The sequence below is a fragment of the Rhodovulum steppense genome (assembly GCF_004339675.1).
Lineage (GTDB): Bacteria > Pseudomonadota > Alphaproteobacteria > Rhodobacterales > Rhodobacteraceae > Rhodovulum > Rhodovulum steppense.
In genome coordinates this window covers 1-25,550 of record NZ_SLVM01000004.1, presented here as the reverse complement: position 1 = coordinate 25,550, position 25,550 = coordinate 1, and the positions used below count along the sequence as shown (strand labels likewise).

General features: G+C 70.9%; 19 protein-coding genes. 15 read left to right on the top strand and 4 right to left on the bottom strand.

The window, feature by feature from the left end; all coding sequences use genetic code 11:
- Window positions 1-62: 62 nt before the first annotated feature.
- The 14 genes from EV216_RS03485 to tagF all read left to right on the top strand — a co-directional run bounded on the left by EV216_RS03485 (window position 63) and on the right by tagF (window position 18,044).
- Window positions 63-2,150 (top strand): protein kinase domain-containing protein, encoded by a 2,088-nt coding sequence (locus EV216_RS03485; protein WP_132693681.1) that lies wholly within the window; start codon window positions 63-65, stop codon window positions 2,148-2,150.
- Window positions 2,151-2,224: 74 nt separating this feature from the next.
- On the top strand, window positions 2,225-3,400 hold the full coding sequence (locus tag EV216_RS03480) for a type VI secretion system protein TssA (protein WP_132693680.1): 1,176 nt from the start codon (window positions 2,225-2,227) through the stop codon (window positions 3,398-3,400).
- A gap of 30 nt (window positions 3,401-3,430) precedes the next feature.
- The gene (gene tssB, locus EV216_RS03475) at window positions 3,431-3,964 is read left to right on the top strand and encodes a type VI secretion system contractile sheath small subunit (RefSeq protein WP_132693679.1); all 534 of its coding nucleotides are present in this window, start codon (window positions 3,431-3,433) and stop codon (window positions 3,962-3,964) included.
- 3 nt (window positions 3,965-3,967) lie between these two features.
- Window positions 3,968-5,479, top strand: a complete 1,512-nt coding sequence (gene tssC / locus EV216_RS03470) for a type VI secretion system contractile sheath large subunit (protein WP_132693678.1) — start codon at window positions 3,968-3,970, stop codon at window positions 5,477-5,479.
- A gap of 34 nt (window positions 5,480-5,513) precedes the next feature.
- Entirely contained in the window at window positions 5,514-5,996 is a 483-nt protein-coding gene (locus tag EV216_RS03465; protein ID WP_132693677.1) for an Hcp family type VI secretion system effector, read from the top strand.
- Window positions 5,997-6,017: 21 nt separating this feature from the next.
- On the top strand, window positions 6,018-6,728 hold the full coding sequence (gene tssE / locus EV216_RS03460) for a type VI secretion system baseplate subunit TssE (RefSeq protein ID WP_132693676.1): 711 nt from the start codon (window positions 6,018-6,020) through the stop codon (window positions 6,726-6,728).
- Entirely contained in the window at window positions 6,728-8,599 is a 1,872-nt protein-coding gene (gene tssF / locus EV216_RS03455) for a type VI secretion system baseplate subunit TssF (RefSeq protein WP_132693675.1), read from the top strand. Before tssE ends, tssF begins: the two co-directional genes overlap by 1 nt.
- Window positions 8,563-9,609 carry a type VI secretion system baseplate subunit TssG gene (gene tssG, locus EV216_RS03450; protein WP_132693674.1) on the top strand — a complete coding sequence of 349 codons (1,047 nt, stop codon included), beginning with the start codon at window positions 8,563-8,565 and terminating at the stop codon, window positions 9,607-9,609. The genes tssF and tssG overlap by 37 nt, the downstream gene beginning before the upstream one ends.
- Window positions 9,606-10,853, top strand: a complete 1,248-nt coding sequence (gene tagH, locus EV216_RS03445; RefSeq protein WP_132693673.1) for a type VI secretion system-associated FHA domain protein TagH — start codon at window positions 9,606-9,608, stop codon at window positions 10,851-10,853. Before tssG ends, tagH begins: the two co-directional genes overlap by 4 nt.
- A gap of 4 nt (window positions 10,854-10,857) precedes the next feature.
- Window positions 10,858-11,313, top strand: coding sequence for a type VI secretion system lipoprotein TssJ (tssJ, locus tag EV216_RS03440; RefSeq protein WP_132693672.1), 456 nt, complete (start codon window positions 10,858-10,860; stop codon window positions 11,311-11,313).
- A 10-nt stretch (window positions 11,314-11,323) separates the two neighbouring features.
- Window positions 11,324-12,658: a type VI secretion system baseplate subunit TssK gene (tssK, locus tag EV216_RS03435; protein ID WP_132693671.1), complete on the top strand. Its 1,335-nt coding sequence runs from the start codon at window positions 11,324-11,326 to the stop codon at window positions 12,656-12,658.
- A gap of 4 nt (window positions 12,659-12,662) precedes the next feature.
- On the top strand, window positions 12,663-14,018 hold the full coding sequence (gene icmH / locus EV216_RS03430) for a type IVB secretion system protein IcmH/DotU (RefSeq protein WP_132693670.1): 1,356 nt from the start codon (window positions 12,663-12,665) through the stop codon (window positions 14,016-14,018).
- A gap of 3 nt (window positions 14,019-14,021) precedes the next feature.
- Window positions 14,022-17,555: a type VI secretion system membrane subunit TssM gene (gene tssM, locus EV216_RS03425; protein ID WP_132693669.1), complete on the top strand. Its 3,534-nt coding sequence runs from the start codon at window positions 14,022-14,024 to the stop codon at window positions 17,553-17,555.
- A 3-nt stretch (window positions 17,556-17,558) separates the two neighbouring features.
- The gene (gene tagF / locus EV216_RS03420; protein WP_132693668.1) at window positions 17,559-18,044 is read left to right on the top strand and encodes a type VI secretion system-associated protein TagF; all 486 of its coding nucleotides are present in this window, start codon (window positions 17,559-17,561) and stop codon (window positions 18,042-18,044) included.
- On the opposite strand, the gene EV216_RS03415 is transcribed toward tagF, so the two are convergent.
- The 4 genes from EV216_RS03415 to EV216_RS03400 form a co-directional block, all read right to left on the bottom strand.
- The gene (locus EV216_RS03415) at window positions 18,031-20,322 is read right to left on the bottom strand and encodes a type VI secretion system Vgr family protein (protein WP_132693667.1); all 2,292 of its coding nucleotides are present in this window, start codon (window positions 20,320-20,322) and stop codon (window positions 18,031-18,033) included. The genes tagF and EV216_RS03415 overlap by 14 nt on opposite strands.
- Window positions 20,323-20,401: 79 nt before the next feature.
- Window positions 20,402-22,825 carry an ImcF-related family protein gene (locus EV216_RS03410; RefSeq protein WP_132693666.1) on the bottom strand — a complete coding sequence of 808 codons (2,424 nt, stop codon included), beginning with the start codon at window positions 22,823-22,825 and terminating at the stop codon, window positions 20,402-20,404.
- Window positions 22,825-23,700, bottom strand: coding sequence for a M15 family metallopeptidase (locus EV216_RS03405; protein ID WP_132693665.1), 876 nt, complete (start codon window positions 23,698-23,700; stop codon window positions 22,825-22,827). Before EV216_RS03405 ends, EV216_RS03410 begins: the two co-directional genes overlap by 1 nt.
- A 4-nt stretch (window positions 23,701-23,704) precedes the next feature.
- Entirely contained in the window at window positions 23,705-24,475 is a 771-nt protein-coding gene (locus tag EV216_RS03400) for a PP2C family protein-serine/threonine phosphatase (protein ID WP_132693664.1), read from the bottom strand.
- A gap of 130 nt (window positions 24,476-24,605) precedes the next feature.
- Here EV216_RS03400 and EV216_RS03395 point away from each other — a divergent pair, with 130 nt between their 5' ends.
- Window positions 24,606-25,304, top strand: a complete 699-nt coding sequence (locus tag EV216_RS03395; protein ID WP_243641952.1) for an OmpA family protein — start codon at window positions 24,606-24,608, stop codon at window positions 25,302-25,304.
- Window positions 25,305-25,550 lie beyond the last annotated feature (246 nt).

Below are 25,550 nucleotides of genomic sequence, written 5' to 3'. Positions count from 1 at the left end.
ACGCCCGAAACCCGCCACGGCGACAGGATTTTTCGCGCCCGGCGTGCAGAGCGAGGCCCGCCATGAAGGACCCTTTGCCCTCGGACATCTTCCACCGGGGCCAGGTGCTGAACAACACCTACGACATCGAGGGCGTGCTGGGCCGCGGCGGCACCGGCGAGGTCTATCTGGCGCGCAACCAGATCTCGGGCCGGCAGGTGGCGATCAAGGCGCTGTCGGCGCGGTTCTCGGGCAATGTCGACTATATCGAGCTGATGAAGCGCGAGGAGGAGATGCGCAACATCCACCATGATGCGGTGGTGCGCTATACCGAATGCTCGCGCTCCGACCAGGGCCATGTCTTCCTGGTGATGGACTATATCGACGGCCCGTCGATGAATGACGAGATGCTGGCCCGGCGGCTGGACGACCGCGACCTGATGGTGATCGCCCATCGCGTCGCCAGCGGTCTGGTCGCGACCCATGTCCGCGGCGTGGTGCATCGCGACCTGTCGCCCGACAACATCATCCTGCGCGGCGGCGACCCGGACAAGGCCACGATCATAGATTTCGGCATCGCCAAGGACATGGCCGCGGGCGCGCGCACCATCGTCGGCAACCAGTTCGCGGGCAAATACGAATATGCCGCCCCCGAACAGGTCGAGGGCCGGGCCGAGCCGCGCTCGGATCTCTACGCGCTCGGCGCCTCGCTTCTGGCCGCGTGGCGGGGCGAGGTGCCCTTCCCCGGCACCACGCCCGGCGAGATCGTGCGCCGCAAGCAGGCCCCGCTGGATACCGAGGGCGTGCCCGAACCGCTCAAGGGGCTGATCGACACGCTGACCGCCCCCGACCCGGCCGCCCGGCCCGCCGATGCCGCCGCCGTGGTCGCCCGGATCGAGGCCGCGCTGAAGCCGCATACCCGCCACGCCGAACCCGCGCCCGCGGCGCGGCGCGGCCGGGCGTGGCTTGCCCTGCCCGCGTTGGCGGCCCTTGGCATGCTTGCGGCCTGGGCGCTGGGGCTGTTCGACCCGCTCTTGCGCCAGAAGCTTCCCGTCGCCTCGCCCTATCGGCTGGCGGCCGCGCATGATCCGGGCGTGCCAGGCCGGATCGCGGGCAACGCCCCGGACGAAGCCGCCGCCGCGGCCCTTGTCGCCGCCTTTGCACAGGCCACGGGGCAGCCGCCTGCCGAAACCGCGCTGGTGCTGGCCAGCGGGCTGCCACGGGCGGACTGGACCGCTCAGGCGGGCGCGCTGATCGCGGAACTGGCCGCGCTGGACCGCTGGGAACTCGCGCTGTCCGGCCTGTCGGGCGAGGTCACGGGGCTGGCCCCCGATGCCCCCGCGCGCGAGGCGCTGCGCACCCGGCTCGACGCCTGGTCCGCCGACAGCGGCATCGCGCTGCGCACCACCATCGCCGCAGGCCCCGAAAGGCTGGACGCCGCACGGGTGCAGGCGGTGCTGGACCGGCTGGCCACCTGCGGCCGGCTCGACCAGCAGACCCCCGACGACGCCACCTATCCGCTTGGCGCCAGCATCGTCATCACCGGCGACATCGCCACGCCCGAGGACAAGCCCGCCATCGAGGCCGCCCTTGCCCCCCTGATCGGCGACCGGACGGCGCAGGTCGAAACCAGGACGCTCAACCGCGATCTCTGCGCGATCCGCGCGGTCCTGCCGCCGATGGGCGGCGGGACGCTGTCGATCTGGCTGGGCGATGGCGAAAGCGGCGCGGCGAACCTGACCGGCATCTACCGCGTCGGCCAGAACCCCGTGGCCGAGGTGCTGGCGCCCGCCAGCCTTTCGCAGGGCTCGCTCTGGGTCATGGTCGTGGACAATACCGGCAAGGTCTTTCACGTCCTGCCCCAGATCAACAGCACCGAACACGCCCTGGACCAGATCGGCCGGGTCGAGGGCGGCCTGCGCCGGATCCGGGTGCTGCACTCGATCGAGGAGTTCCGCGCCGATCCCGGCCTGCTGGCCTTTCGCATCACCGATGGCGATTTCGGCAAGTCCGAGATCGTCGCGATCCTGTCGCGCAGCCCGCTTTTCGACCTCCGCCGCCCGCGCGACGAAAGCGTGACCTCGGTCGCCGAGGCGCTGGCCGAAACCCTGCAAGGGCGCGAGGGCGAGGTGCTGGGCGTGGCGTCGCGGATCATTGACGCTCGTCAATAAACGCTCACGATCATTGCCAGAATCGCAACCATCTGAAATGATTCCCCTGTCATTCGACATGAAGGACGGGGGCGTTGGTCAACCTTGACGTGTTTCTCGCCCCGCTTGACGGGGACAATCCGTCCGGGACCGAGCTGCGGAGCGACCCCCGGTTCCAGGCGATCGAGCGTCTGATCGAGCCCGCGTCCCGCGAGGCCCGGACCGAGGCGCCCGGCGCAGTTCCGTCCCCCGTGTCGCCCGTGGACTGGTCCGAGGTGCTGAGCGCGGCGGCCGATCTGGCAGGCGCGGGACGCGATCTGCGGCTTCTGGTGATCGTCGCCCGCGCCCTGTCGAACGAAGGCGGCATCGACCCGGCCCGGGGCTATGTCGGCTATGCGGGGCTGGCGCAAGGCGCCGGGATGATCGCGGCCGGTATCGCCGCCTTCTGGGACAGCATCCACCCCGAACTGCGCCCCGGCCCGACCCCGCGCGAGGCCGGGCTGCGGCGGATCAACGCCCTGATGCAACTGGAAAATGCCGAAAACGGGCTGCTCGGCGATCTGGAAATGAACGCGGTGATCGACGCCCGCGGCATGGGCCTTGTCACCGGCGCCGACCTTGCCGCCGGGCAGCTTTCCGACAACGAGGTGCTGCGCGAATCCCCCTCGGGGCTTGGCCAGAAGGAACAGGCGCAGATCCTCGAAACCCATGCCGCGCGCCGCGCGCGGGTCGAGGCGGCGACGCGCGCATTGGCGATCGAGAGCCCCGAGATCTTCGCCGCGCTGTCCCACAGCCGCGCCGCCGCGCGCGCCGCGCTCGATGCGCTGGCCGCCGCGGTGAACGACCGGCTCGGCCTCGGCCCGGGCGAGGCGCTGCGCTTCGCCGCCCTCGACCGCTTTCTCGACCGGGTGGGCGCCACGCTCGCCGCCGCCGCCGCCCATGCCGAGGCCCGGACCGCACCCGCCAGCGCCGATCCCGCCCCTGCCCCCGATGCCCCGGCGGCGCCCGACACCCCCGCCCCCGCCCCCACAGCCCCGCGCGGCAGCATGAACGGCTTCCAGATCAATTCCCGCGAGGATGTCGAACGCGCGCTCGACCTCATCATCGCCTTCTACGAACGCACCGAACCTTCCAGCCCCATCCCCCATCTGGCGCGGCGCCTGCGGCGCATGGTGCCGATGGATTTCATGGAGCTGATGGAAGAGGTCGCCCCCGGCGGGCTCAAGGATTTCCGCGCCATGGCAGGCGTGCCCGAGGGCAGCAGGAAATAGACGAGGACACGGCAGAACAGGGGTCAGGACATGGCAGAGAGCAAGCAGAAGGTGATCGAGCGAAACCGCGCCCCAAGGGTGCAGATCGCCTATGAGGTCGAGCATTACGGCAGCCCCACCACCATCGAACTGCCCTTCGTGATGGGGGTGATGGCCGACCTCGCCGGGGCCTCGGAAACCCCCGAGGCAAAGAAATCGGTGAACGACCGCACCTTCGTCGAAACCGATGCCGGCCGCTTCAACAAGTTCATGGAGGCGCTCGGCCCCCGCGTGAAGGCGCGCGTGCCCAACAAGCTGCCCGCCAGGGAGGGCGCCGAGGCCGACGAGGAAATCTTCGTCGACCTGACCTTCACCACCATGGGCGATTTCGCCCCCGACAAGGTGGCCGAACAGATCCCGCCGCTGGCGGAACTTCTCAAGATGCGCAAGCAGCTTGAGGAATTGCTCAGCTACATGGACGGCAAGATCGACGCCGAAAAGCGCATCGCGCAACTGCTTCAGAACGAGCCCCTGCTCGCGCAGGCCGCCGAACAGGCCATGAAGGCCACCAGGGAGGAGGGTTGAGCCATGGCCGATCCGCAGGAACAGAAGGCCGCAGGCGCCGCCGCCGAGGCCGAGGCGCTCGATCTCGGCGAATTCTCGGCGCTGCTGGAAAAGGATTTCCGGATCAAGGAAAGCGATGCCGACAAGCTCAAGGCGCTGGTCTCGAACCTTGCCCTTGCCGCGACCGAAAAGGCCGGCACCGCCACGATTTCGGGCAATGCGGTCAAGTCGATCAAGTCGCTGATCGCGGGCATCGACAGCCTGCTGACCGCCCAGATGAACGAGGTGATGCACTGCGCCGAGCTGCGCGAGCTCGAAGGCACCTGGCGCGGGCTGCATTACCTGGTGAACAACACCGAAACCGACCAGAAGCTGAAGATCCGCGTCCTGAACATCAAGAAGGACGAACTGGCCGACGTGCTGGAGGATTACGAGGGCCAGATGTGGGACCAGTCCCCGGTCTTCAAGAAGCTCTACACCGAGGAATACTCGATGTTCGGCGGCGAGCCCTTCGGCGCGATCATCGGCGCCTACGAGTTCTCGCACCGGCCCAAGGACGTGACGCTGTTGCGCAACCTCTCGGGCATCGCCGCCTCGGCGCATGCACCCTTCATCGCGGCGGCCGCGCCGCAACTGTTCCGCATGGAAAGCTGGCAGGAACTGCCCAACCCGCAGGATCTCTCGCAGATCGTGTCCTCGCCCGATTACGCAAGCTGGCAAAGCCTGCGCGAATCCGAGGATGCCCGCTATATCGGCCTGACCATGCCGCGCGTGCTGGCGCGGCTGCCCTACGGGGCGGAAACCGTGCCGGTCAAGGGCTTCGCCTTCGAGGAACAGATCGACGGCAAGCACGATCACTACGTCTGGATGAACGCGGCCTTCGCGATGGGCGTGAACATCAACCGCAGCCACAAGATGTATGGCTGGGGCTCGCAGATCCGCGGCGTGGAATCGGGAGGCACGGTCATCAACCTGCCGGTCCACACCTTCCCCACCGATGACGGCTCGGTGGCGATGAAATGCCCCACCGAGATCGCCATCGACGACCGGCGCGAGGCGGAACTGGCCAAGCTGGGGCTGATGCCGATCCTGCACCGCAAGAACACCGATGTCGCCGCCTTCATCGGCGCGCATACGTTGCAGGACGACGAGGCGCGGGCGGGCAGACTGGTCGATCCCGCCGCCCAGGCCAATGAACGGCTCTCGGCCAACCTGCCCTACCTGCTGCCGGTCTGCCGTTTCGCGCATTACCTCAAGGCCATCGCGCGCGACAAGGTGGGCACGTTCAAGGAACGCTCGGACATGCAGGTGTGGCTGTCCGAATGGATCAACCGCTACGTCCTGGCCAACCCCGCCATGGCCGACGACGCCGCCAAGGCCAAGCGCCCGCTCGCCATGGCCGAGGTCCAGGTCGACAGCGTCGAGGGGCGGCCGGGCTATTACAACGCCCGCTTCTACCTGCGCCCGCATTACCAGCTCGAAGGCATCAACGCGAGCCTGCGCCTTGTCTCCGAACTGCCCTCCGTGAAGTCATGAGTGACCGAAGGACCTTCAACCGGGGAGAGAGACCATGACACTGAACGCCTATATGAAAGTGCCCGATATCGACGGCGAATCGAAAAGCGCCGACCACGAGAAAGAGATCGACCTCTACGACCTGCACTGGCTGATGCAGCAGGAATCCCATGCCCAGGTCGGATCGGGGCGCACCCGCGGCCGGGCGCAGATCAACCCGCTCATGGTCAGGAAGTGGTATGACGCCTCCTCGCCCTATCTTGCGCTGGCCTGCATGCAGGGCAAGTCCTTCCCAGAGGTCGTCATCATGGTGCGCAAGGATTCGGGCGATGCGCATCTGGACTATCTCCAGATCACGCTGACCAATACCACCATCTCGAAATACGAGATCGTCGGCGAATACGAGAACACCAAGGCGATCAGCGAACTGGTCGGGCTCGCCGCCGAAAAGGTCAAGGTCAAGTACATCATCCAGGCCGACGACCATTCGGCCGGCGACGAGCACGAGATCGAATACGACATCGCCGCGGGCCGGTGACGCCGCGAAAGGGCACCGATGATGGCTGACCCGGGCCCCAGCGCCAGAACCGAACTGGTGCAGCCCTCCCTCTGGGACCGGCTGCGCGACGACCTGCCCGGGCTTGTCGCCGAGACCGACGCGCTGGCCGCCGACCTGGCCCAGGCGCTGGGGGCGGAGCGGGTGCAGGCGCTGGCCTCGGGCGGCCCCCGCGCGATCGAGCGCGAACCCGGGCTGGACGAGGCCACCCGCAAGCGGCTGATGCAACTGGCCGACAGCCTCGCCCGGCGCCGACGGCTGGAGGACCGCGGCATCGTCGTCACGGCGGATGTGCTGCGCGAGGCGGTGCGCCGCGACATCGAGGCGCTGTTCAATATCGAGCGGCTCCAGGCCCGCTTCCTGCTGACCGACCGCGAACGGGCCGGACAGGACAGCCCCGGCGACCTGCTGGCCGATTTCCCCGAGGTCCGAAGCTCGGTCGTGAATTTCGGCGTCCCGGCCTTTGCCGGGCACACGGGCAGCGATTTCGACACCGAGACGCTGGCCCGCGAATTGCGCACGCTGTTGCAGGTGTTCGAACCCCGTCTGCGGCGCGACAGCGTCAAGGTGCAGGTCCGCACCGGCCAGAAGACCGGCCTGCGCGTCGATATCGACGGCATGCTGATGCTGGCCCCGGTGCCCGAACGGCTGCGGCTGTCAACGACCATCGACCTCGATAACGGGCAGGCCCTGACAACGGTCGAGGTGCTGTGATGGACCGGGCGTTCCTGACCTATTACGAGGAGGAACTGACCCATATCCGCGGGCTGGCGGCCGAATTCGCGGCGCTGCACCCCACCGTCGCGCGCAATCTCGCGCTCGATTCCGTGCCCTGCCCCGATCCCTATGTCGAACGCCTGCTCGAAGGCGTCGCCTTCCTCGCCGCGCGCACCCGCCTCAAGGTCGATGCCGAGGCCAGTCGCCATGTCCGCAACCTGCTGGACGCGCTTTACCCCGACCTTGCCGCGCCCGCCCCCGCGATGGGCATGGCCGTCCTGCGCCCCGGCCCGCAGGTGGACGGCATGGCGGGCGGCCATACCGTCCGGCGCAGCACCCGGCTGGTGGCGGGCCTGCGCGAGGGGCTGTCGACGCGCGCGACCTATGCCACCGCGCAGGACGTAACGCTCTGGCCGGTGCGGATCGCGGCGGCGGGCTATCTTCAGGACGTGGGCGCGCTGCGTGCCGCGGGGCTGTCGGGCGCACTGGCCGCGGGGGCCGAGGCCGGGCTTCGGCTGGTGCTGGAACCCTCCGGGCCGACGCCGCTGGCCGGGCTGACGCTCGACCGGCTCGACCTGTTCCTTGGCGGGCGGGGCAATGGCGGCGCGCTGTTCGACGCGATCTTCGGCTGGGGCCACCGGGTGCTGGCCCGGCCCATGGGCGGCAGTTTCCGCAAGGCCGCCCCGCCCGACCTGGTCGGCATCCCCGATGCCGAGGCGCTTCTGCCCCGCGTCCGCCCCGCCTTCGAGGGGTATCGGCTGGTCCGCGAATATTTCCTGCTGCCCGAGCGGTTCCATTACGCCCGCCTCGACGGTCTGAACCCGGTCCTGCGCGACAGTTCCGCGGGCGTCGAGATCGTGATCCTGCTCGACCGCCCCCGCCCCGAGCTTGCCCCCGTCAGTGCCGAGGATTTCCGCCTGTTCGCGACGCCGCTGGTCAATCTGTTCGAAAAGGAATGCAACATCGTCGAGATCGACCCGCGGCGGGCCGATCACGTCGTCCATGCCGACCGCACGCGCCCGCGCGATTTCGAGATCTACCGCATCCTGCGCGTCGAGGATGCCGACCGCGAGGGGCAATCGGCACGCATCATGCCGCTTTACGCCGTCGAACAGAACCGCGGCGCCACCGGACAGGTCTATGCCGTCGAACGCCGCCGCCGCCGCCCCGGCGAGGATGAGCTTCGCCGCGGCCAGACCCGCACCAGCTATCCCGGCGACGACCTGTTCCTTGCCCTCTCGCACCCGCCCGGCGCCGATCCCGCGACGCTGGCCCGACGGCTCGACATCCGCGCGCTGGTCACCAACCGCGACCTGCCCATCCTCGACGACAGCCCCACCCTGACGCTGGAAACCGGCGATCCAGTGGCGGGTGTCACCCTGATCGGCGCGATCCGCCGCCCGCGCCCCTCGCTCGCCGCCAGCCTGCCGCAGGGCACCGGCGGCACCGCCGATCTCGACGCCCTGACCTGGCGCTGGATCGCGCAGCTGTCGCTTGACCACCTGTCGCTTGCGGGCGAGGGCTCGGACGCCGAACCGCTGCGCGCCATGCTCGATCTTTACGCCGATCGCGGCGATCCCGCCCTTGCCCGGCATGCGCGCGCGATCCAGCGGGTGCGCTCCGCCCCGGTGATGGCGCGGCTGGCCCTGCCCGGCCCCACCTGTTTCGGCCATGGCACCGAGATCGTCCTGGACACCGACGAAACCGTTCTTTCGGGTGCGTCCACACTGCTGCTCGGCGCGCTTCTGAACCGGCTCTTTGGCCGCTATGCTGCGATCAATTCCTTCGTGCGCACGCGCACGCGGCTCATGCAACGCCAGGAGGAGGTGACATGGCCGATGACGCCCGGCCACCGCGCCCCGATCTGAGCGGGGCCTTGCCCCCGGGGCTCGACCCGGCCGAAACCGGGTTCTTCCAGCTGTTGCGCCTGCTCGAAACCGATGCGCAGCGTTTCGGCCGCAGCGGCGGCCCCGAGGTCGAGCCGGTGCGCCTGGGCCAGAACCTGCGGCTGGGTTTCGCCACGCGCGATGTCGAGGGCGTCACCCCCGGCACCCCGCCGCGCGTCGAGGTCAACGTGCTGGGCCTGATGGGTCCCGAAGGCCCGATGCCCCTGCACCTGACGCGCTGGGTGATGGCGCGGCTTTCCAACCGCTGGTTCGCGGGCGGGCGTGACGGGGCCAGCGCCGACACCGCCTTTCTCGATTTCTGCAACATCCTGCAACACCGGATGATCGCGCTTTACTGGCGCGCCTGGGCCGAAACGCGCCCCGAGGTGCAGATCGCCCATGGCACCGGCGGGCGCACTGCCGCGCTGATGCGGGCGCTGGCCGGGCTTGGCCTGCCGGGGGTCGGCGCGGACGGGCCGGGGGCCGACCGGATGGCGCTGCGCCATGCCACCTCGCTTTCCGGCCAGGTGCGCGGGGTCGAGCGGTTGACCCGCTTCCTGTCGGACGTGATCGGCGCGCCGGTCGCCCTGCGCGAGTTTGTCGGCGTCTGGACCGACATTCCCGCGCCGCTGCAAACCCGGCTTGGCCGCGCCCATGCCGGGCTTGGCACCGGCGCGGTGGCAGGCGCGCGGACCTATGCGCGCCATGCGCGGGTCGAGATCGTGGTCGGCCCCCTGTCCCGCCCCCGCTACGAAGCCTTCATGGCCGATGGCCCCGCGCGACAGGCGCTGCGCCGCGCGGTCCTGTTCGCGCTGGGCCATGGCATCGACGCCGATCTGCGGCTGGTGCTGGCCGCCGACGCGGTGCCGCCCGCGCAGCTTGGCGCCGTGCGCCTGGGCCGCACCGCATGGCTTGGCCCCCGCGCCCGCCGCGATGCCGACGACCTGCGGCTGGCGCGCATCACCGCCCCGGGCCGGAGGGTGGCGGCATGACGCTGACGCTGATCCTCGAACACGGCCCCCACCCGCAGGCCGAAACCCGCCGCAGCCTTGAGGACGGCGAGTTGACCATCGGCCGCGATGCCAGCGCCGACTGGCGGATCGACGATCCCGACCGCTTCGTGTCGCGCCAGCATTGCGCCATCCATGGCGAGGCGGGCCGGTTCATCGTCACCGACACATCCTCGGGCGGGCTGTTCGTCGATGGCGCGGATCGGCCGCTGGGGCTGGGCAACACCGCCACGCTGGAACACGGGATGCGGCTGCGGCTGGGCGATTACGTCCTGCGCGTCGAGCTTGGCGCCGCCGCGCGGCCCGACCCCGTTCAACCCGCCAAGGCCCGCGACCCCTTCGCCTTCGATTTCGGCGAGGCGCCCCCTTACGACCCGCCGCCCGAGCGCCCGGCCAACCTGCCGCCCAGCTTCCGCGGCGCGATGCGCTCGGGCGATTTCACCGAACCCGAGCCCGCGCAGAAGGGGCCGGGCTTCCAGTTCGACGACCCGTTCACGCTGGAGCCCGCCGCGCCCCGCCGCCCGCCGGACCCCGCGCCGCCCCCGGCAGGCGGCTATTTCGACACCGCCTCCCAGCGCCCCCCGCCCGAACCGCCCGCAGCAGCCCCCTCCGCCCCAGACTGGCGCATCGCGCCCCAACCCGCCCCGACCGACGCCGCCCTGCGCGCCGCCTTCTACCGCGGTCTCGGCATCGACCCGCCCCCCGCAGGCGCCGATCCCGAGGCCGAGATGGAGGCCCTCGGCGCGCGCTTCCGGGCGCTGACCGAGGGGCTGATGCAGCTTCTGCGCGCCCGTGCGCAGGAAAAGCAGAATGTCCGCGTGGCCCAGACCGTGATCGGCGCGGCCGAGGTCAACCCGTTGAAATTCCTGCCCACATCGCGCGAGGCCGTCGAGGCGCTGGCGATCGGGCGCGGCCCCGGCTACCTGCCCCCCGACGCCGCCATCGCGGCCTCGTTCCGCGACCTGGCCGACCACCAGATGCGCACCTGGATCGCCGTTCAGGCCGCGCTGCGCCAGATGATCGACCGCTTCGACCCCGCCGCCATCGAACGCGATCTCGAATCCGAGGGCCGGTTGCAGACCTTGCTTGCGGGCGGGCGGGGCGCCAAGCTCTGGCAGCTTTACGAAGAGCGCTATGCCCAGATCGCCCGGTCGGCCGAGGATCGCTTCCTGGGCGAGATCGGGGCCGAGTTCCGCACAGCCTATGAAGACGCAAAGGGGGGGTAGGACCATGACACGGATCGACAGACGGGTATTGCTGGCAGGGACCGGCGCGGCGCTGCTGCTCGCGGGCTGCACCCCCGGGCCGGGGGCGCTGACGGTCAGCGCACAGGGCACGGCCGGAATGAACCCCGGACCCGACGGGGCCGACCGGCCGCTCACGCTCAGCATCCTGCAACTGCGCGGCGCGGCGGCCTTCGACGGGGCGGATTTCTTCGCGCTCCAGACCCCGCAGACCGCCCTTGGCGGCGATCTGGTCAAGGCCGACCAGATCGTGCTGAGCCCGGGCGCCGCGGCAACGCGGGTGATCGGGCTGGAAACCGGGACGGCCGTGATCGGCGTGGTTGCGGGCTATCGCGACCCGGGCGGCAAGGTCTTCCGCGCCAAGATGCCCGCCCCCGCCTCGGGCAATATGGGGCTTGTCGTCAGCGTCGGCCCGGGCGGCATCAGCCTGACATCGGTCTGAGGGCGGCGGAATGGGAGAGGGCAACAGGGTCGTCTGGTCGGAGGGTCTGTTCCTTCGCACCCAGCATTTCCAGCAACAGGACCGCTGGACCGAGGCACTGCTGCGCGGCGCGCTGGGCGCGGCACGCCACCAGAGCTGGGGTTTCGGGCGGCTGGTGCTGGACCGCGCCGCGCTGGGGGCGGGCCGCGTCGGGATCGAGGCGGCCCAGGGCATCCTGCCCGACGGCACGCCCTTTTCGCTGCCCGAAACGATGCCCGCGCCCGAACCGGTGGCCATCGCCGCCGACACGCAAGCCGGGCTGGTGCGCATCGCCGTGCCGCTGGAACGCAGCGGCGCGGCCACGATCGAGCCGCATCATGCCGACCCCGCCGGCGCGCGCTATCGCGGCGCGCTGGTCGAGATCCGCGACACCGTGCTGAACGGCGCCGAGCCCGAGGAGATCGAGATCGCCCATCTGCAACCCCGCCTCCTGCTGCCCGGCCAGGACGAGACGGGCTTTGCCACCCTGCCGATCTGCCGGATCGACGGGCTCAAGGCCGATGGCGCCGTCGCGCTGGACGAGGGCCACCTGCCCCCCGCGCTCATCACCGCCGCCGCGCCCTGGTATGCCCGCTTCGCCCAGGAAATCGCGACCGGTCTGGAACGCATCGCCGAGGCGCATGGCAAGCTTCTGATGGGGGGCAGCGGGGCCTCGGTCGAGAACCTGCTGATCCTGGAACTCGCCAACACCGCGCGGCCCCGGATCGCGCATATGCTGGCCCAGGATCTGTTCCACCCGTCGGAATTCTTCCTCGAACTGGCCGGGCTGGCCGGACGGATGGCCACCTTCGGATCGAATTCGCGCAGCCTGTCCGCGCTGCCCGCCTATGACCACATGGACCCCCAGCCCGCCTTCGAGGCGCTGGCCGACACGCTGCGCTCGCTGATCCTGTCGCTGCGCCATGTCGAGATCCGCGCCCGCCCGCTGGAGGTGCGCAAGCATTCGCGCAATGTCTGGACCGTGCGGCTGGGCAATCCCGAGCTTGTGAACGGCTCGCGCATCGTGGTTCGCGTAGGCTCCGACATGTCCGACGAAAAGCTGCGCCAGATCTTCGTCAACCAGACGACCGTGGGCGCCGCGGACGAGTTCGACACGCTCTGGAAATCGCGGCTGCCCGGCATCCCGCTGAAACCGCTGCATTCGCAACCCCGCGAGATACCCTATGACGGCGACCGGCTCTGCCTGGAGCTGGACCGCCATTCCGACCATTGGGCGCAACTGGCCGACGCCGCGGGCTTCGTGATCGGGGTCTCGGGCGACTTGGCCAGCGAACCCGAAATCGACTGCTACGCGGTCAGCAGGTGAGGCGATGACACGCGACGATCCCTTCGGGCTGGACGACGACGCGGGCCGCACCCGCATCCGCCCCGCGCGCCAGGCCCGCGGCCCCGCCACCATGGCCGCCCGGCCCGGAACGGCGGGCGAACCCGCGCCGCGGGTGCAGCAATTGCGCGCCTCGGCCAACCCGCTGGTGAACGCCTTTGCCGCCCTTCTGGGACTTGCCCCGGAACTGGAACGCGCCATGGCGCCCGAGAACCCCGAAACCCTGCGCGCGCGGCTTCTGGACAACCTGATCCATGCCCGCGACGCGGCGGTGGGCGAGGGCGTGCCGCTCTCGCGCGCCGATCAGGCGGCATGGTTCGTCGCCGCCCTTCTGGACGATGTCGCGCTGAACACCCCCTGGGGCGGGCATTCCGACTGGCCGCGCGAACCGCTTGTCGTCTCGCTCTCGGGCGATGTCGATGCCGGGACGCGGTTCTTCGAGCGGGCCGAGGATCTGCTGCGCTATTCCGAACGCGACCCCGACATGCTGGAACTGGCCTTTCTCTGCCTCGGGCTGGGCTTTCGCGGCAAGCACCGGGTCACCGGCCCCGCGGGCGACGGGGCGCTGGCGCAGATGCGCGGCGCGATGGCCCGCGTGCTGCGCCGCCCCGACGATGCCGACCGGGCGCTGTCGCCGCATTGGCAGGGCGTGGCCGCCGCCGACGAGGCGCCGCGCTTCCGCGTGCCGCTGTGGTCGATCGCGCTGGTCGCGCTGGCGGCGATCACGCTGATCTATGCCGGGCTGTCGATGCGGCTGTCGTCGCGGGGCGAGCAGTTGTTCACGCTGGCCTCGGTCCTGCCCCCGCCCGAACGCGCGGGGATCTACCGGCCCCTGCGCGAAACCGCCGTACCGGAAACCCCGGCGCTGATCGCCGAACCCGTGGTGATGGAACTGCTGCCGCTCTTTGCCGGGGCAGCCCCCCCCGACGCGCTGGGCGCGCTGACCGGGCGCGAGGATGTCTCGCTCGCGATCCTTGCCCTGCAATCCCCCGACCCCGAGCTTTTCCGCTCGGCCCGCGCCGAGATCAACGAGGTCTACGCCCCCCTGATCGCCGCCATCGCACAGGTGATCGTCGACAATCTCGACGTGATCGGCGGCGTGCGCGTCGTCGGCCATACCGACAGCGTGCCGGTGCAGCGCACCAACCCCTTCGCCTCGAACCAGGGCCTGTCCGAGGCCCGCGCGCGCACCATCGCCGATCTGCTGATCGCCCGCGGCGTGCCCCCCGGCCTTGTCGCCCATGAGGGCCGCGCCGCCACCCAGCCCATCGCCGACAACGCCACGCGCGAGGGCCGGGCGCGCAACCGCCGGGTGGAAATCCATATCGAGAAGAAGGTCTGATCCATGGGCAGGCTCAAGGCGGTCTTCGGCTTCCTGATCTCGCGGCTCTTCTGGACGCTGATCGGGATCGTGCTGCTCTGCGCACTGATCTGGATCTACGGCCCCCTGATCCGCCTGGGCGAGGCCGCGCCGCTGGCGGGCGAGCTGGCGCGGATCGTCACCATCGGGCTGATCGTGATCTTCTGGCTGGTCTCGCAACTGCTGCGCCAGATCCGCGCCGCCCGCGCCAACCGCGTCTTCGTCACCGAACTGGCCCAGCCGAAAGATGCCCCGCCGCCCGTGCCGGGGGCCGAGAATCTGGCCGAGATGGGCGAGAAGTTCCAGGCCATCCTCGAACGGATGAAACGCTCCAGGCTGGGCGGACGCAAGTTCCTGCGCGACATGCCGTGGTATGTCATCATCGGCCCGCCCGGCACCGGCAAGACCACGGCGCTGCGCCAGTCGGGGCTGAATTTCCCCATCGAACTGGGCGACGACCTGCGCGGCATGGGCGGCACGCGCAATTGCGACTGGTTCTTCACCGAGGACGCGGTGCTGATCGACACCGCGGGCCGCTATACCGAACAGGCCAGCGACCCCGCGACCGACGCCGCCGAATGGCGCGGCTTTCTCGACCTTCTGAAACGCCATCGCGGGCGGCGCGCGCTGAACGGGGTGATCGTCACGCTCTCGGTGCTGGAACTGACCGGCGACGAGGCCGCGCTGCGCGCCCATGGCCGCGAGATCCGCAAACGTCTGGCCGAGCTTTACGACCGGCTCCAGATGCGCCTGCCGGTTTATCTGATGATCACCAAGGCCGACCTGATCCCCGGCTTCGAACCCTTCTTCGCCGATCTGTCCACGCGCGGGCGCGAACAGGTCTGGGGCGCCACCCTGGGCACCGAGGCGCGGGTCGATGGCGTGAGCGTCGCGCGCGAGATGACCGCCCTTGTCGCCGAGATCGAAAAGCGCGTCGTCCCCCGCATCGCCGAGGACCGCCCGCTGGCCACACGGGGCGAGGTCTTCCGCTTTCCCGCCCAGATCGAGGCGCTGACCGGCCCGATGAAGGCGCTGATCGACACCGTCTTCGGCGAAAGCCGCTACGAGGACAGCGCCTGGCTGCGCGGCTTCTACCTGACCTCCGCCACGCAGGAGGGCAGCCCGGTCGATCTGCTGGTCGGCAGCCTTGCCGCACGCTTCGGCCTGCTCGCCACCCGGCCCGAACCGCGGGCGCATCGCGAGACGCGCAGCTATTTCCTGCACGACATGATGGCCCGGCTGATCTTCCCCGAGGCGGGGCTTGGCACCTTCGACCCCCGCGCCGAGGAACGCCGCGCCTGGATCTTCCGCGGCACGCTGGCGGGCGCGGGCCTTGTCACGGTGCTGGCCGCAGCACTTTTCCTGTTCTCCTTCCTGCGCTACTCGGGCGGGATCGCGGACCAGGAGCGGCAATTGACGCTGCTGCAATCGCGGCTGGCGAATGTCGCCGCGCGGCAGGCGCCGACCGAACCGCTGGACCTGGAACTGGCGCTCGACGCGGTGGACGAGGTGGCCGATGCCGAAACCCGCGTGCCGCGCGGGGTGCTGACCGCGCTTGGCCCCTCCGCCGCGGCCGAGATCGACCGCGCCCAGCGCATCGCCTATGAACGCGCGCTGCGCAACGTCCTGGAACCGCGCATGGTCGCGCTGCTCGAAGCGACAATGTGGAAGAAGGTGCGCGATCCCGATTACACGCTGGGCGCGCTCAAGGTCTACCAGATGATGACCGGGCTTGCCCCCTACAATACCGAGTTCGCCCGCGCCTGGTGGCAGCAAGCGCTGCCCGCCGAGGCGCCGCTGGACCCCTTCCCCACCAACATCGCGCGGACCTATCAGCTTGACGCGCTGGACCGCATGGCCGGCGAGGAGGACCGGATCGCCCCCGATCCCGCGCTGATCTCCGCCGCGCTGGAAAGCGTCTGCACCATCCCGCTGGCCACCCGCGCCTATCGCGCGCTGATGGAGGCGCCCGAGGTCGCGGGCCTGCCCGACTGGATCCCGGCCGAACATGCCGGCCCCAACGGCGCGCGTGTCTTCACCCGGCTGTCGGAACGCACGCTGCGCATCGGCCTGCCCGGCGCCTTCACCTATCGGGGTTTTCACGAGGCGGTGCTGCCGCTGGTCCCCGAGGCCGCGGCGCAGGCCGCACTTGACCGGGCGGTGTTCGCGGGCGGCTGCCCGGAAAGCGCGGGCGCCTCGGTCGCCACGCTGGAGGGCGATATCCTCAAGCTCTACTACGAGGATTTCATCGCCACCTGGGACGAGGTGCTGCGCGACCTGCGGCTTGCGCCGATCACCGATCTGGCCGTCGCGCGCAACAATCTCAGGGATCTCTCCAGCGCCGACAGCGCGCTCAGGCGGCTGCTGCGCGCCATCGTGGCCGAAACCTACCTGACCCGGCCGCCCGAACCGGGGGCCGCCATGCCCGCGGGCGCGATGCGGGTTGCGGAAAAGACGCTGGGCAAGGTCGGGCGGCTGGCCTCGAAAACCGTCAAGACCGTCTCCGAGATTGCCGCCCTCGCCCCCGACGCGCCGCCGCCCGGCACGCCGGTTGCCGACCATTTCACCCCGATCCGCGGCACCATCGAGGAACTCGCGGGCCAGCCCCCCAGCCTCGACCCCGCCATCGCCGCGCTGAGCGCGCTATCGAACGAATTGCAGACCGTCGCCGCCAGCCCCGACCCCGAGGCCGCGCTGCTGGCCCGCGGCGGGCTGCCGCAACTGACCGGCGCCATCGCCAACGAGGCCGCGATCCTGCCCGACCCGGTGGACGACTGGATCGCCGGGATCGCGGGCGATGCCATCGCCGTCACCCGCGACGCGGTGCTGGCGCAACTCAACGCGCGCTGGCGGGCGGATGTGCTGTCCTTCTGCCGCGCCGCCACCGCCGGGCGCTACCCGTTCGACAGCGCCAGCCGGATCGACGTCAACATCGCCGATTTCGCCCGCCTGTTCGGCCCCGGCGGGCTGATCGACAGCTTCACCACCACGCATCTGGCCGCCTATGTCGACAGCACCGCCCGGCCCTGGCGCTGGCGGGCGGATTTCGGGCTGACCGATGACCGTCTCGTGCCGTTCGAGCGCGCCCGCGCGATCCGCGACGGGCTGTTTCCCGGCGGCGCGGGGCCGGTCATCGCCTTTTCGCTGGAACCCAAGGATCTCTCGGCCAATGCCTCGCGCGTGACGCTGAACGTGGACGGGCAGGTGCTGGCCTATTTCAACGCGGCCGCACGCCCGATGCCGATGACCTGGCCCGGGCCGGACGGCACCAACCTGGTCTCGCTCTCCTTCACGCCGGTCGACGGCTCGTCCGAGGTGATCACCTCGGAAACCGGGGCCTGGGCGTTCCTGCGGCTTTTGCGCTCCAACAGCCTGCAACCGACCGAGTTGCCGGAACTGTTCCGCCTGACGCTGGGCCGCGGCGGCTTCTCGGCGCGGTTCGACCTGCGCGCGGGCAGCGTGGACAACCCCTTCGACCTGGGGCTTTTCGGCGGCTTTTCCTGCCCCGACGGATTCTGAGGCATGCCCCCCGCCACCGCGCTGTTCGGCAAGCTGCCCGGGCTGGGCGATTTCGTCGCCCGCGGCCTGCCGCCGGGGCTGCGCGCGCCGCTCGACCGCTGGCTGACCGCCCACCTCGCCCGCCACGCCCGCGCGCCGGATAGCTGGCCCGCGGCGGGGCTCCGGGCCACTCTGATCCTGAACGGGACCAGCCTGACCGCGCTGATCCTGCCCTCGTCCGACCGCGCGGGGCGGGCCTTTCCGCTGGCCTGCTGCCACCTGCCCGGGCTGGACCGCGCGGCGGCCGAACATTGGTGCACCGCCGCCCTGCCCGCCGCCCTTGCCGCCACCGAAGGCATGCTCGACCCCGACGCGCTGATCGCCGCCCTGCCCGCGCCCATCCCCGGCACCGACCCCGCCCCCGGCCTCTGGACCGCCGACAGACCCGGCCTGCCCGACAGCCCGGACGAGGCCCTTGCCCGGATCTTCGGCCCGGTCAGTTCTGGTTGATCTTGCTGCCCTTGATCGTCACGTCGCCGCCCGCCTTGACATTGATCTTGCCAGAGCCGTCCAGCAGGATATCCGTGCCCTTCAGCGTGATCTTGCCGCCGCTTTCCAGCACGAGACTCGCGCCCCCGCATTTCAGCGTGATCTTGTCGCCCGCCTCGACGAACAGGGTCGAGCCGACATTCGCCACCATCGCGCCCCCGACCTTCAGCGACTCGTCGCCCGCCACCTCGGTCCCGCGCGATCCGCCGACCGCAAGCGTCTGGTTGCCGCCCACCGTGGTCGCGTCCGCCCCGCCGATGGTGGTCGTCCGGCCGCCGCCGATGGTCCAGGTATCCGCAGCGCCCACCTGATGCGATTGCGCGCCCCCCACCGTGACCGTGCGCGTGGCGCCCACGGTCTGGGTCTGCGCCCCGCCGACGGTCCGCGTCTCGGACCCGCCCACGGTATCGCTGCGCGCGCCGCCCACCTCGATGCTCTGCGACCCGCCCACTGCCTGGCTGTGGTTCACGCCGATCGTCTCGGACGCGTTCGACCCGACCGAGATCGTCTCGTTCGCCCCCACCGTCAGGCTGCGGTTCGACCCCACGCTTTCGTCGTCATTCACCCCGATCCTGACCACGCGGTTGTTGCCCACGCTTGTCGACTTGTCGTTGCCCACCGATTCCGTGCGGTCATGGCCCACGCTTTGCGTCGCGTCATGGCCCACATCCTCGACCCAGTCATGGCCGATGGTGCGCGTCTCGTCGTTCTTGACCAGTTCGGTATGGTCCTTCTCGGCCTGGAAATAGACCTCCTCGGACCCTTTCCGGTCCTCGAAGCGCAGCTCGTTCCAGCCCCCCCCGCCGGGCGAGGACATCGACTTCCAGCCCGATTGCGTCTCGTTGCCGGGCAGCCCATAGGGCGGCATCTGCTCGGCATTGTAGACCCGGCCCGTGATCAGCGGCCGGTCCGGGTCGCCCTCCAGGAAATCGACGATCACCTCCTGCCCGATCCGCGGGATCTGGATGAAGCCCCAGCCCGCCCCCGCCCAGGCGGAACTGACCCGCACGAAACAGGACGAATTCTCGTCGCGCCCGCCCAGCCGGTCCCAGTGGAACTGCACCTTCACCCGCGAATACTTGTCGGTGAAGATCTCGGCCCCCGCAGGCCCCACCACGGTCGCGGTCTGCGGCCCCTTCATCACCGGCCAGCGGGCGCGCCGCTCGGGCCGGAAGGGCAGCGCGACGGGCGCCAGCACCAGCCGCGCCTCATAGCCCTGCGGCAGACGCTCGGTGCGCTGGCCGGAGCGATACTGTTCCTCGCGCAGCGTGTATTCGGCCCGCAGGATCATGTAGGCGTCATTCTCGGCCTCGCGCGGGAACCCCGTCAGCTTGAACTTCGCCCCCGACTTGAGCGCGGGCGCGGTCGTTGTCGCCTCGGCCCGGCGGGCGGGCGCCTGCACTTCCTCCAGCCTGATGCGGCTGCGCCTGTCGCCCGCCGACACCTGCACATAGCCGCCCGGGTAGTGATACCGCTCGCCATCGTCGATCTCGTGCCCGCGCGGGTCGTCGGCCCGGGTGGCCAGATCGGCAGAGGGTTTCTCGAAATCGTAATCGGTCTGGACATATTTCCCCGTCACGACCGAGGTGCAGGGCTGCCAGCGGGTGATGTAGTCGCCATCGTGAAAGCTGACGAAGGCATCGGGCTCGAACGCCACCTCCTCCAGCCCCCCCGCCGCCTTCAGGCTTGCATTGGCATCGCTCAGGATCAGCCGGTGGCCGCCTTCCTCATGCTCGAAGAAATGGAATATCCCCTCGTCTTCCAGCAGGCGCTGGACGAAGTCGAGATCGCTCTCGCCATATTGCACGCAATATTCCCGCGGCGCATAGCTGCCCTGAAGCCGCTTTTCAAAGGACGCGGACGGGTAGGCCCCGAACACCTCCTCGACGATCTCGACCACGCTCATGTTCTGAAAGATGCGGTTGTCGCTGCGATTGCCCAGGAACCACAGCCAGGGCCGCAGCACGACCTCGTACAGCGCGAAACCGTCCTGCATCCGGTCCATCCGGAACCCGGCGGCCAGCCCGTGGAACCAGCGCGGTTCCTCGCCCTGCCCGCCGACCCGCACCGCGAATGGACGCCCCAGCAGATCGGCCGCCGCGACCTCCATATCCGGGCTGATCAGCCCAACGCGGTAAAGGAACGGGGCCGAGATCTCGTCCTGCCCCTCCAGATAGGCAAAGCGCAGGATATCCTCGTCCAGCGGCGTCCTGACGGCGAAATGGCGGTCCTCGAACATGGCTCCTGCCCCCCTCTGGCGACCCGTCGGGGCCAGTATAGCGCGGGCGGGCGGCCTTGGGCGGGTTTTCGGCGCCGCGCTACAGCGTCGTCGGACAGCTCAGCCCGCGCAGCAGCGGGCGCACCGAGACCGGGTTCAGCGCCGCCTCGAAGCCGATCTCGACGAAAATGCGCCCGGTCGCGCTGCGGAAATCGACAAGAAACCGCCGCCCCTCGTCGCGGCGGCGCAGCCGCACCCCGTCCAGCAGCCGGATCAGCCCCCAGGCGCCCGGTTCGGCCAGCGCAACCGCGCCACCCTCGCCGCGAAAGCCGATCTCGGCCCCGGCCTCGGGCACCGGCCCCGGCCAGACAAGCCGCTCGGCCCCGGCCTCGGCCGACAGCGGCACGCCCTGCCCGCCCACCGCCATCACCGCCTGCCCCCGCTCGGCCAGCGTCGTCAGCGTCAGCGCCGCGCCGAACCGCCCCTCGGCATCGAAGAACCCGCCCGCCGCCCCCAGCGCCTGCTCGAAGAACGCGGCACTTTCCGGCGACAGCCCCGCCAGCCGCGCCTCGGGCTTCCAGCGCCAGGGCTGCGCATTGGTATCCAGATAGGGCGCCAGCGTGCTGGCAAAGAACGCCTGCAACGCGCCCTGCGGCCCGAACAGATCGGTGAAATCGGCCAGGTCGGCGGGCGCGCCCTCGGCAAAGGGATAGCGCCCCTCGACGGTGCGCTTGCACAGCGGCAGAACGGCGACCTGCCAGCGCCGCGTCACCGGGTTGGTCAGGATGTCGGCATGCGCCGCCGAGGTCTGCGCCAGCACATCCTCGACGATCTGCACCACGACCAGCGGCGCGGTCTTCAGCGCCTCGACCGAGGCCGCGCGGTCCTGCACGCTCATCAGCCGTTCCGCCGCCGCCTCGTCGCCCTCGCCCATCGCGCCCAGCGCCACGTTCAGCGCGGCGAACAGCGCCGCGATCTCGGCCATCTTGCCCGCCTCGACATACTGGATCGCCGGGCCGAACACGGTGGCCAGCCGCAATTGCCGCGCATGCCCGCGCCGCCGGTCCGCGCCGCCCGCCTGCGCCCAGACCTCGCGGATCAGGCGGGCCAGCGGCGAACCGGGTGCCGCCAGCAGCCCCGAGATCCGCACCGAGGCATCGCGGTCGCCAAAGGGCCGCACCCGCAGATCGGCCAGGTAACCCTGCCAATGGGCCAGCGTCTGGTCATGCAGCACATCCATCACCCGGTCGGGCGCGGCATTGACCTGCGGCGGAACCACGCCCAGCAGGTCGGGCGCCACCGTCCGCGCCGTCTGCACCGCCAGACCCGCGCCATAATCGCGCGCCCAGTCCCAGCCCGCCGCGGTGAACAGCCCCGGCAACGGCGCCTCCATCGCCTGCCCCGACCGGCGCATCACCACCTCGGCCAGCCCCGGCACCGCCGCCTCCGCCCGCCAGGACTCCAGCGCCGCCGCCCCGTCGGAGCGGCGCAATTCCAGCCAGGCGCGCTCCGCCTCCCCGGCCTCGCGGGCGAACAGCCGGGCCTGCGCCAGCAGTTCGGGATCCTGCGCGGGCAGCGCGGCGGGCGGGCCGGTCAGCGCGGGCACATGCGCCACCAATGCAGCCAGCGCCGGATCGTCCGCCCCGCGCGCCGCCAGCCAGCCCGCCAGATAGGCCCCGCTCCACTCTGCCTCGCCCGTCAGGATCGACCAGGCCCGCAGCGTGTCGTAGAGCGCGAGCCCCTCGCCCTCGCCCGCCAGCGCCTCGGCCACCGCCGCCGCCATCGCGCCCGGCAGATGCCGCGCGACCGCCCCGGCATAGTCCGCCCGCGCCCGCCCCGCCGCGTCGAACGGCCCAAGGCGCAGCGGCGCCCCCCGCGCGGCGGCCTCGACGCGTGCCACCGCCGCCGCCATCCGGTCCAGCCGCGCGCCCAGATCGGCACCGATATCCGCCCGGTCCAGACCGATCGCCAGCGCCTCGTCCTGAAAGCCGCGGGCCAGATCGGCGTGAAAGCGATAGTCCAGCGCCAGCGCATAGCCCCCCAGCGCCAGCCCCAGCGCCAGAACACCCCCGACCGCCCGGCCTGCCCAGCCCGACCGCCGCCGCCCCGCGCCCCGCCGCGCCGCCTCGGCCCGGTCCAGCAGCCCGTCCAGAAACCCCGCGAGATCGGCAAATTCCGGCCCCTGCCCGCGCGCGGTGTCGCGAAAGCCCCGCACCCGGTCCAGCGAGATGTCGCGCCCGTCGAACAATTGCCGCCCCGCCAGCGCCGACCAGCGCCGCACCGACAGCCCCGGCAGGCTGCGCGCGCGCTGGTCGATCAGCACCGCCAGCGCGTAGCGCGCTGGCCGGATCGCCTGCACCGGCACCCCCTCGGCCAGCGCCGCCGCCTCGAACCGGTCAAGCCGCGCCCGCGCCTCGGCCAGCAGCGCCGCCTCGCGCCCCGCGCGCCCCGCCATCGCGTCCAGGAAATCCAGCACCGGCACCGCCAGCCGCGCAAGCCCCCCGGTATCGGTGCGCCCCGCCATCAGCCGTCCAGTTGCCCCTCGTCCAGCCAGCGGCGCAGCGTCTCGGCGCCCACCTCGAAATGCATCGAATCCTCGCGGCTGTAGGTCGCCCCCCAGAACCAGCCCTCGTCGTTGAAATATTCCGCCAGGATCAGCAGCCCGAACTGCGTGCCGCCATCGGCAAAGGCGTCCAGCATCCCCTCCAGCGTCAGGTCGATCGCGGTGCCCCAGCTATGGTTCGAGATCGCCGTGCTCGACCCCCTTATGTTGCGCGCGCACAGCGCCCCGGCGGTGCCCAGCTTGGCATGGATGTCGGGATCGGTCTCGGCCAGCCGGTCCAGCACCCGTTCCAGCGAGTCGAGCGCGGGCCGGATCATCGTCACCGTGATCGGCCCGATCCGGCGGGTCTCCAGCAGCGCGCGCAGCCGCGGATCGGTGACCGGCTGGCAGTCCTGCGAATAGCTCGCGCGCGGATTGCCCAGAAGCTCCAGCATCACCCGGTTGTTGGGCTGGGTGATGCCGATATTGAACCGCGCCCGCGCCAGTTGCATCACCTCGGTCAGTTCCTCGGTCTCGGGCGGATCGTCGTCATGCGAGGGCAGCACCGGCACCCCGGCCCCGGGCGCCGACCCCGGCCCAGCCACGGGCGCGCGCCCCGCCATCAACGACATCTCGTCGCGCAGCCGCGCCAGATCGGCCCGCGCCTCGCGCAGCGCCGCCCCCTGGCGCGCGATCTCGGCCTCGGCCTCGGCCAGCCGGTCCTCGGCGCGGCCCAGCCGCAGCTCGGCCGCCGGATCGGCGCGCTCCAGCAGCGCACCGACCAGCGCGAAACTGACCGCCGCGACGACCAGCCCGATGGCGATGATGATCGGCCCGATCAGCGCGCCTTCCCGCACGGGTTCAGCCCTCCTCGATCCCGACCACGATCACCGACACATTGTCCGGCGCACCCGCCTCCAGCGCCGCCGCGACCAGCGCCCGGCAGGCATCGTCGGGCGAACCGGCGCCCAGCAGGATCGCGGCGATCGCCTGCTCGCTGACACAGCGCGGCAGCCCGTCGCTGCACAGAAGCAGCCGGTCCCCCGGCACCACCGGCACCGACAGGCTCTCCGCCGCAAAGCCCGCCCCCATCCCCACCGCGCGGGTGACGACATGCGATTCGGGATGGTGTTCCGCCTCCTCCGCCCCCAGCGCGCCACGCTCCACCAGGTCCTGCACCAGCGTATGATCGCGGGTCAGCAGCCGCAGATGCCCGCCGCGCAGCAGATAGCCGCGGCTGTCCCCGGCCCAGACCAGATGCGCGACCGCGGCGCGGATCATCGCCGCCACGACCGTCGCGCCCATCTGCCCGCGCCCCTCGGCCAGCGCCCGCGCGCCGATCGCGGCATTCGCCGCCTCCAGCCGCCCGATCATCCCCGCGACCGGCGCCGCCTCGTCCGGCAGGCCCGCCAGCGCGTCGATCACCATGTCCGAGGCGACATCGCCCGCCGCATGCCCGCCCATCCCGTCGGCCACGGCCCATAATTCGCCCCCGTCGGGATCGGTCAGGATCGCATCCTCGTTGCGCTCGCGCACCCGCCCGCGATGGGTCAGCCCCGCGCCCACCGGCCGCGGCATGTCCAGCCCCGGCACCGGCACCCGCCCCGGCACCCGCGTCGTCGGCGCGCTCATCGCCCCCCTCCGCCCGCGCGCAGCCCTGTCCGGTCAGCCATGCCGCTCCCCGTTCCGCTCGCGAATTGATCGCAACCCGAGGATACCGTAGACTGCCCCGCATCTGAACGGATTTCTCGGGGGGAGGATCATGCGCGGACTGCTTGGACTGGCACTGGGCGTCGCGGTCGGATGGGCGGCACCCGCAACCGCGCAGGAGATCAGCGATTCCGACCTGCTGCGGATCTTCGAAACCCAGCGCGACGCGTTCCGCGCCGCCGAGGAAAGCGGCATGGGCCGCACCCGCGGCCTGACGCTCGTCACCGTCGACGACGTGCAGGGCCCGACCACCGCCGCCGCGGCCGAGCCTTCCCCCGCCGCCCCGCCCGAAGGCGGCGAGGGCGTCAGCGTCGGCTCCACCGGCACGGTGGGGCTTGCCCCGCCCGAGCTGCGCCCGCTGGTGCCCGCACCGCCCGCCGCACCGACGCCTGTGGTCTTCGGCCAGCTGGCCCCCGATCTCCAGGTCAATGTCCGGATCGAATTCGCCTTCGACTCCGCCGCCCTCTCGCCCGACCAGAAACCGCGCCTCGAACAGCTCTGCCGCGTGATGAAGGCCAGCGACATCGCCCGCTTCCGGATCGTCGGCCATACCGATGCCGTCGGCAGCGACGCCTATAACGAGCGGCTCTCGATCCTGCGCGCCCAGGAGGTGCAGCGCTATTTCGTCAACGAATGCGGCATCGACCCGGCCCGCCTGGAAGCCATGGGCCTGGGCAAGCGGTTCCTGTTCGACAGCGCCAATCCCCGCGCCGCCGAGAACCGCCGGGTCGAGTTCCAGGCCCTGAGCTAGCACCCCCTTCTTCTTGGCCGAAATACCCCGGGGGTCCGGGGGCAGCGCCCCCGGCGGGTCGGCTTGTGTGTCGTTACGGGTGGTTCTGACGGGGGATTACAGGGGTTTGATACCGGAAGAGGGTCGAGGTCCGGGGGTTATCCCGGATGGCCCGGCATTGTCCGGCATTATCGGCCGGGCCGGGACTTCTGCCACCAGGCGGGAAGGGCGCTCTTGCCGGCGCGGCGCTCGGGCGGGAGTGCTTTT

Bases quoted from the DNA above. Each gene is read 5' to 3' on its own strand.
- tssK (WP_132693671.1), top strand. From the start codon at position 11,324: ATGGGAGAGGGCAACAGGGTCGTCTGGTCGGAGGGTCTGTTCCTTCGC.
- EV216_RS03410 (WP_132693666.1), bottom strand. From the start codon at position 22,825: ATGGCGGGGCGCACCGATACCGGGGGGCTTGCGCGGCTGGCGGTGCCG.
- tssB (WP_132693679.1), top strand. From the start codon at position 3,431: ATGGCAGAGAGCAAGCAGAAGGTGATCGAGCGAAACCGCGCCCCAAGG.
- icmH (WP_132693670.1), top strand. From the start codon at position 12,663: ATGACACGCGACGATCCCTTCGGGCTGGACGACGACGCGGGCCGCACC.
- tssE (WP_132693676.1), top strand. From the start codon at position 6,018: ATGGCTGACCCGGGCCCCAGCGCCAGAACCGAACTGGTGCAGCCCTCC.
- EV216_RS03395 (WP_243641952.1), top strand. From the start codon at position 24,606: ATGCGCGGACTGCTTGGACTGGCACTGGGCGTCGCGGTCGGATGGGCG.
- tssC (WP_132693678.1), top strand. From the start codon at position 3,968: ATGGCCGATCCGCAGGAACAGAAGGCCGCAGGCGCCGCCGCCGAGGCC.
- EV216_RS03465 (WP_132693677.1), top strand. From the start codon at position 5,514: ATGACACTGAACGCCTATATGAAAGTGCCCGATATCGACGGCGAATCG.
- EV216_RS03485 (WP_132693681.1), top strand. From the start codon at position 63: ATGAAGGACCCTTTGCCCTCGGACATCTTCCACCGGGGCCAGGTGCTG.
- tssG (WP_132693674.1), top strand. From the start codon at position 8,563: ATGGCCGATGACGCCCGGCCACCGCGCCCCGATCTGAGCGGGGCCTTG.
- tssF (WP_132693675.1), top strand. From the start codon at position 6,728: ATGGACCGGGCGTTCCTGACCTATTACGAGGAGGAACTGACCCATATC.
- tssJ (WP_132693672.1), top strand. From the start codon at position 10,858: ATGACACGGATCGACAGACGGGTATTGCTGGCAGGGACCGGCGCGGCG.
- EV216_RS03400 (WP_132693664.1), bottom strand. From the start codon at position 24,475: ATGAGCGCGCCGACGACGCGGGTGCCGGGGCGGGTGCCGGTGCCGGGG.
- tagF (WP_132693668.1), top strand. From the start codon at position 17,559: ATGCCCCCCGCCACCGCGCTGTTCGGCAAGCTGCCCGGGCTGGGCGAT.
- EV216_RS03415 (WP_132693667.1), bottom strand. From the start codon at position 20,322: ATGTTCGAGGACCGCCATTTCGCCGTCAGGACGCCGCTGGACGAGGAT.
- tssM (WP_132693669.1), top strand. From the start codon at position 14,022: ATGGGCAGGCTCAAGGCGGTCTTCGGCTTCCTGATCTCGCGGCTCTTC.
- tagH (WP_132693673.1), top strand. From the start codon at position 9,606: ATGACGCTGACGCTGATCCTCGAACACGGCCCCCACCCGCAGGCCGAA.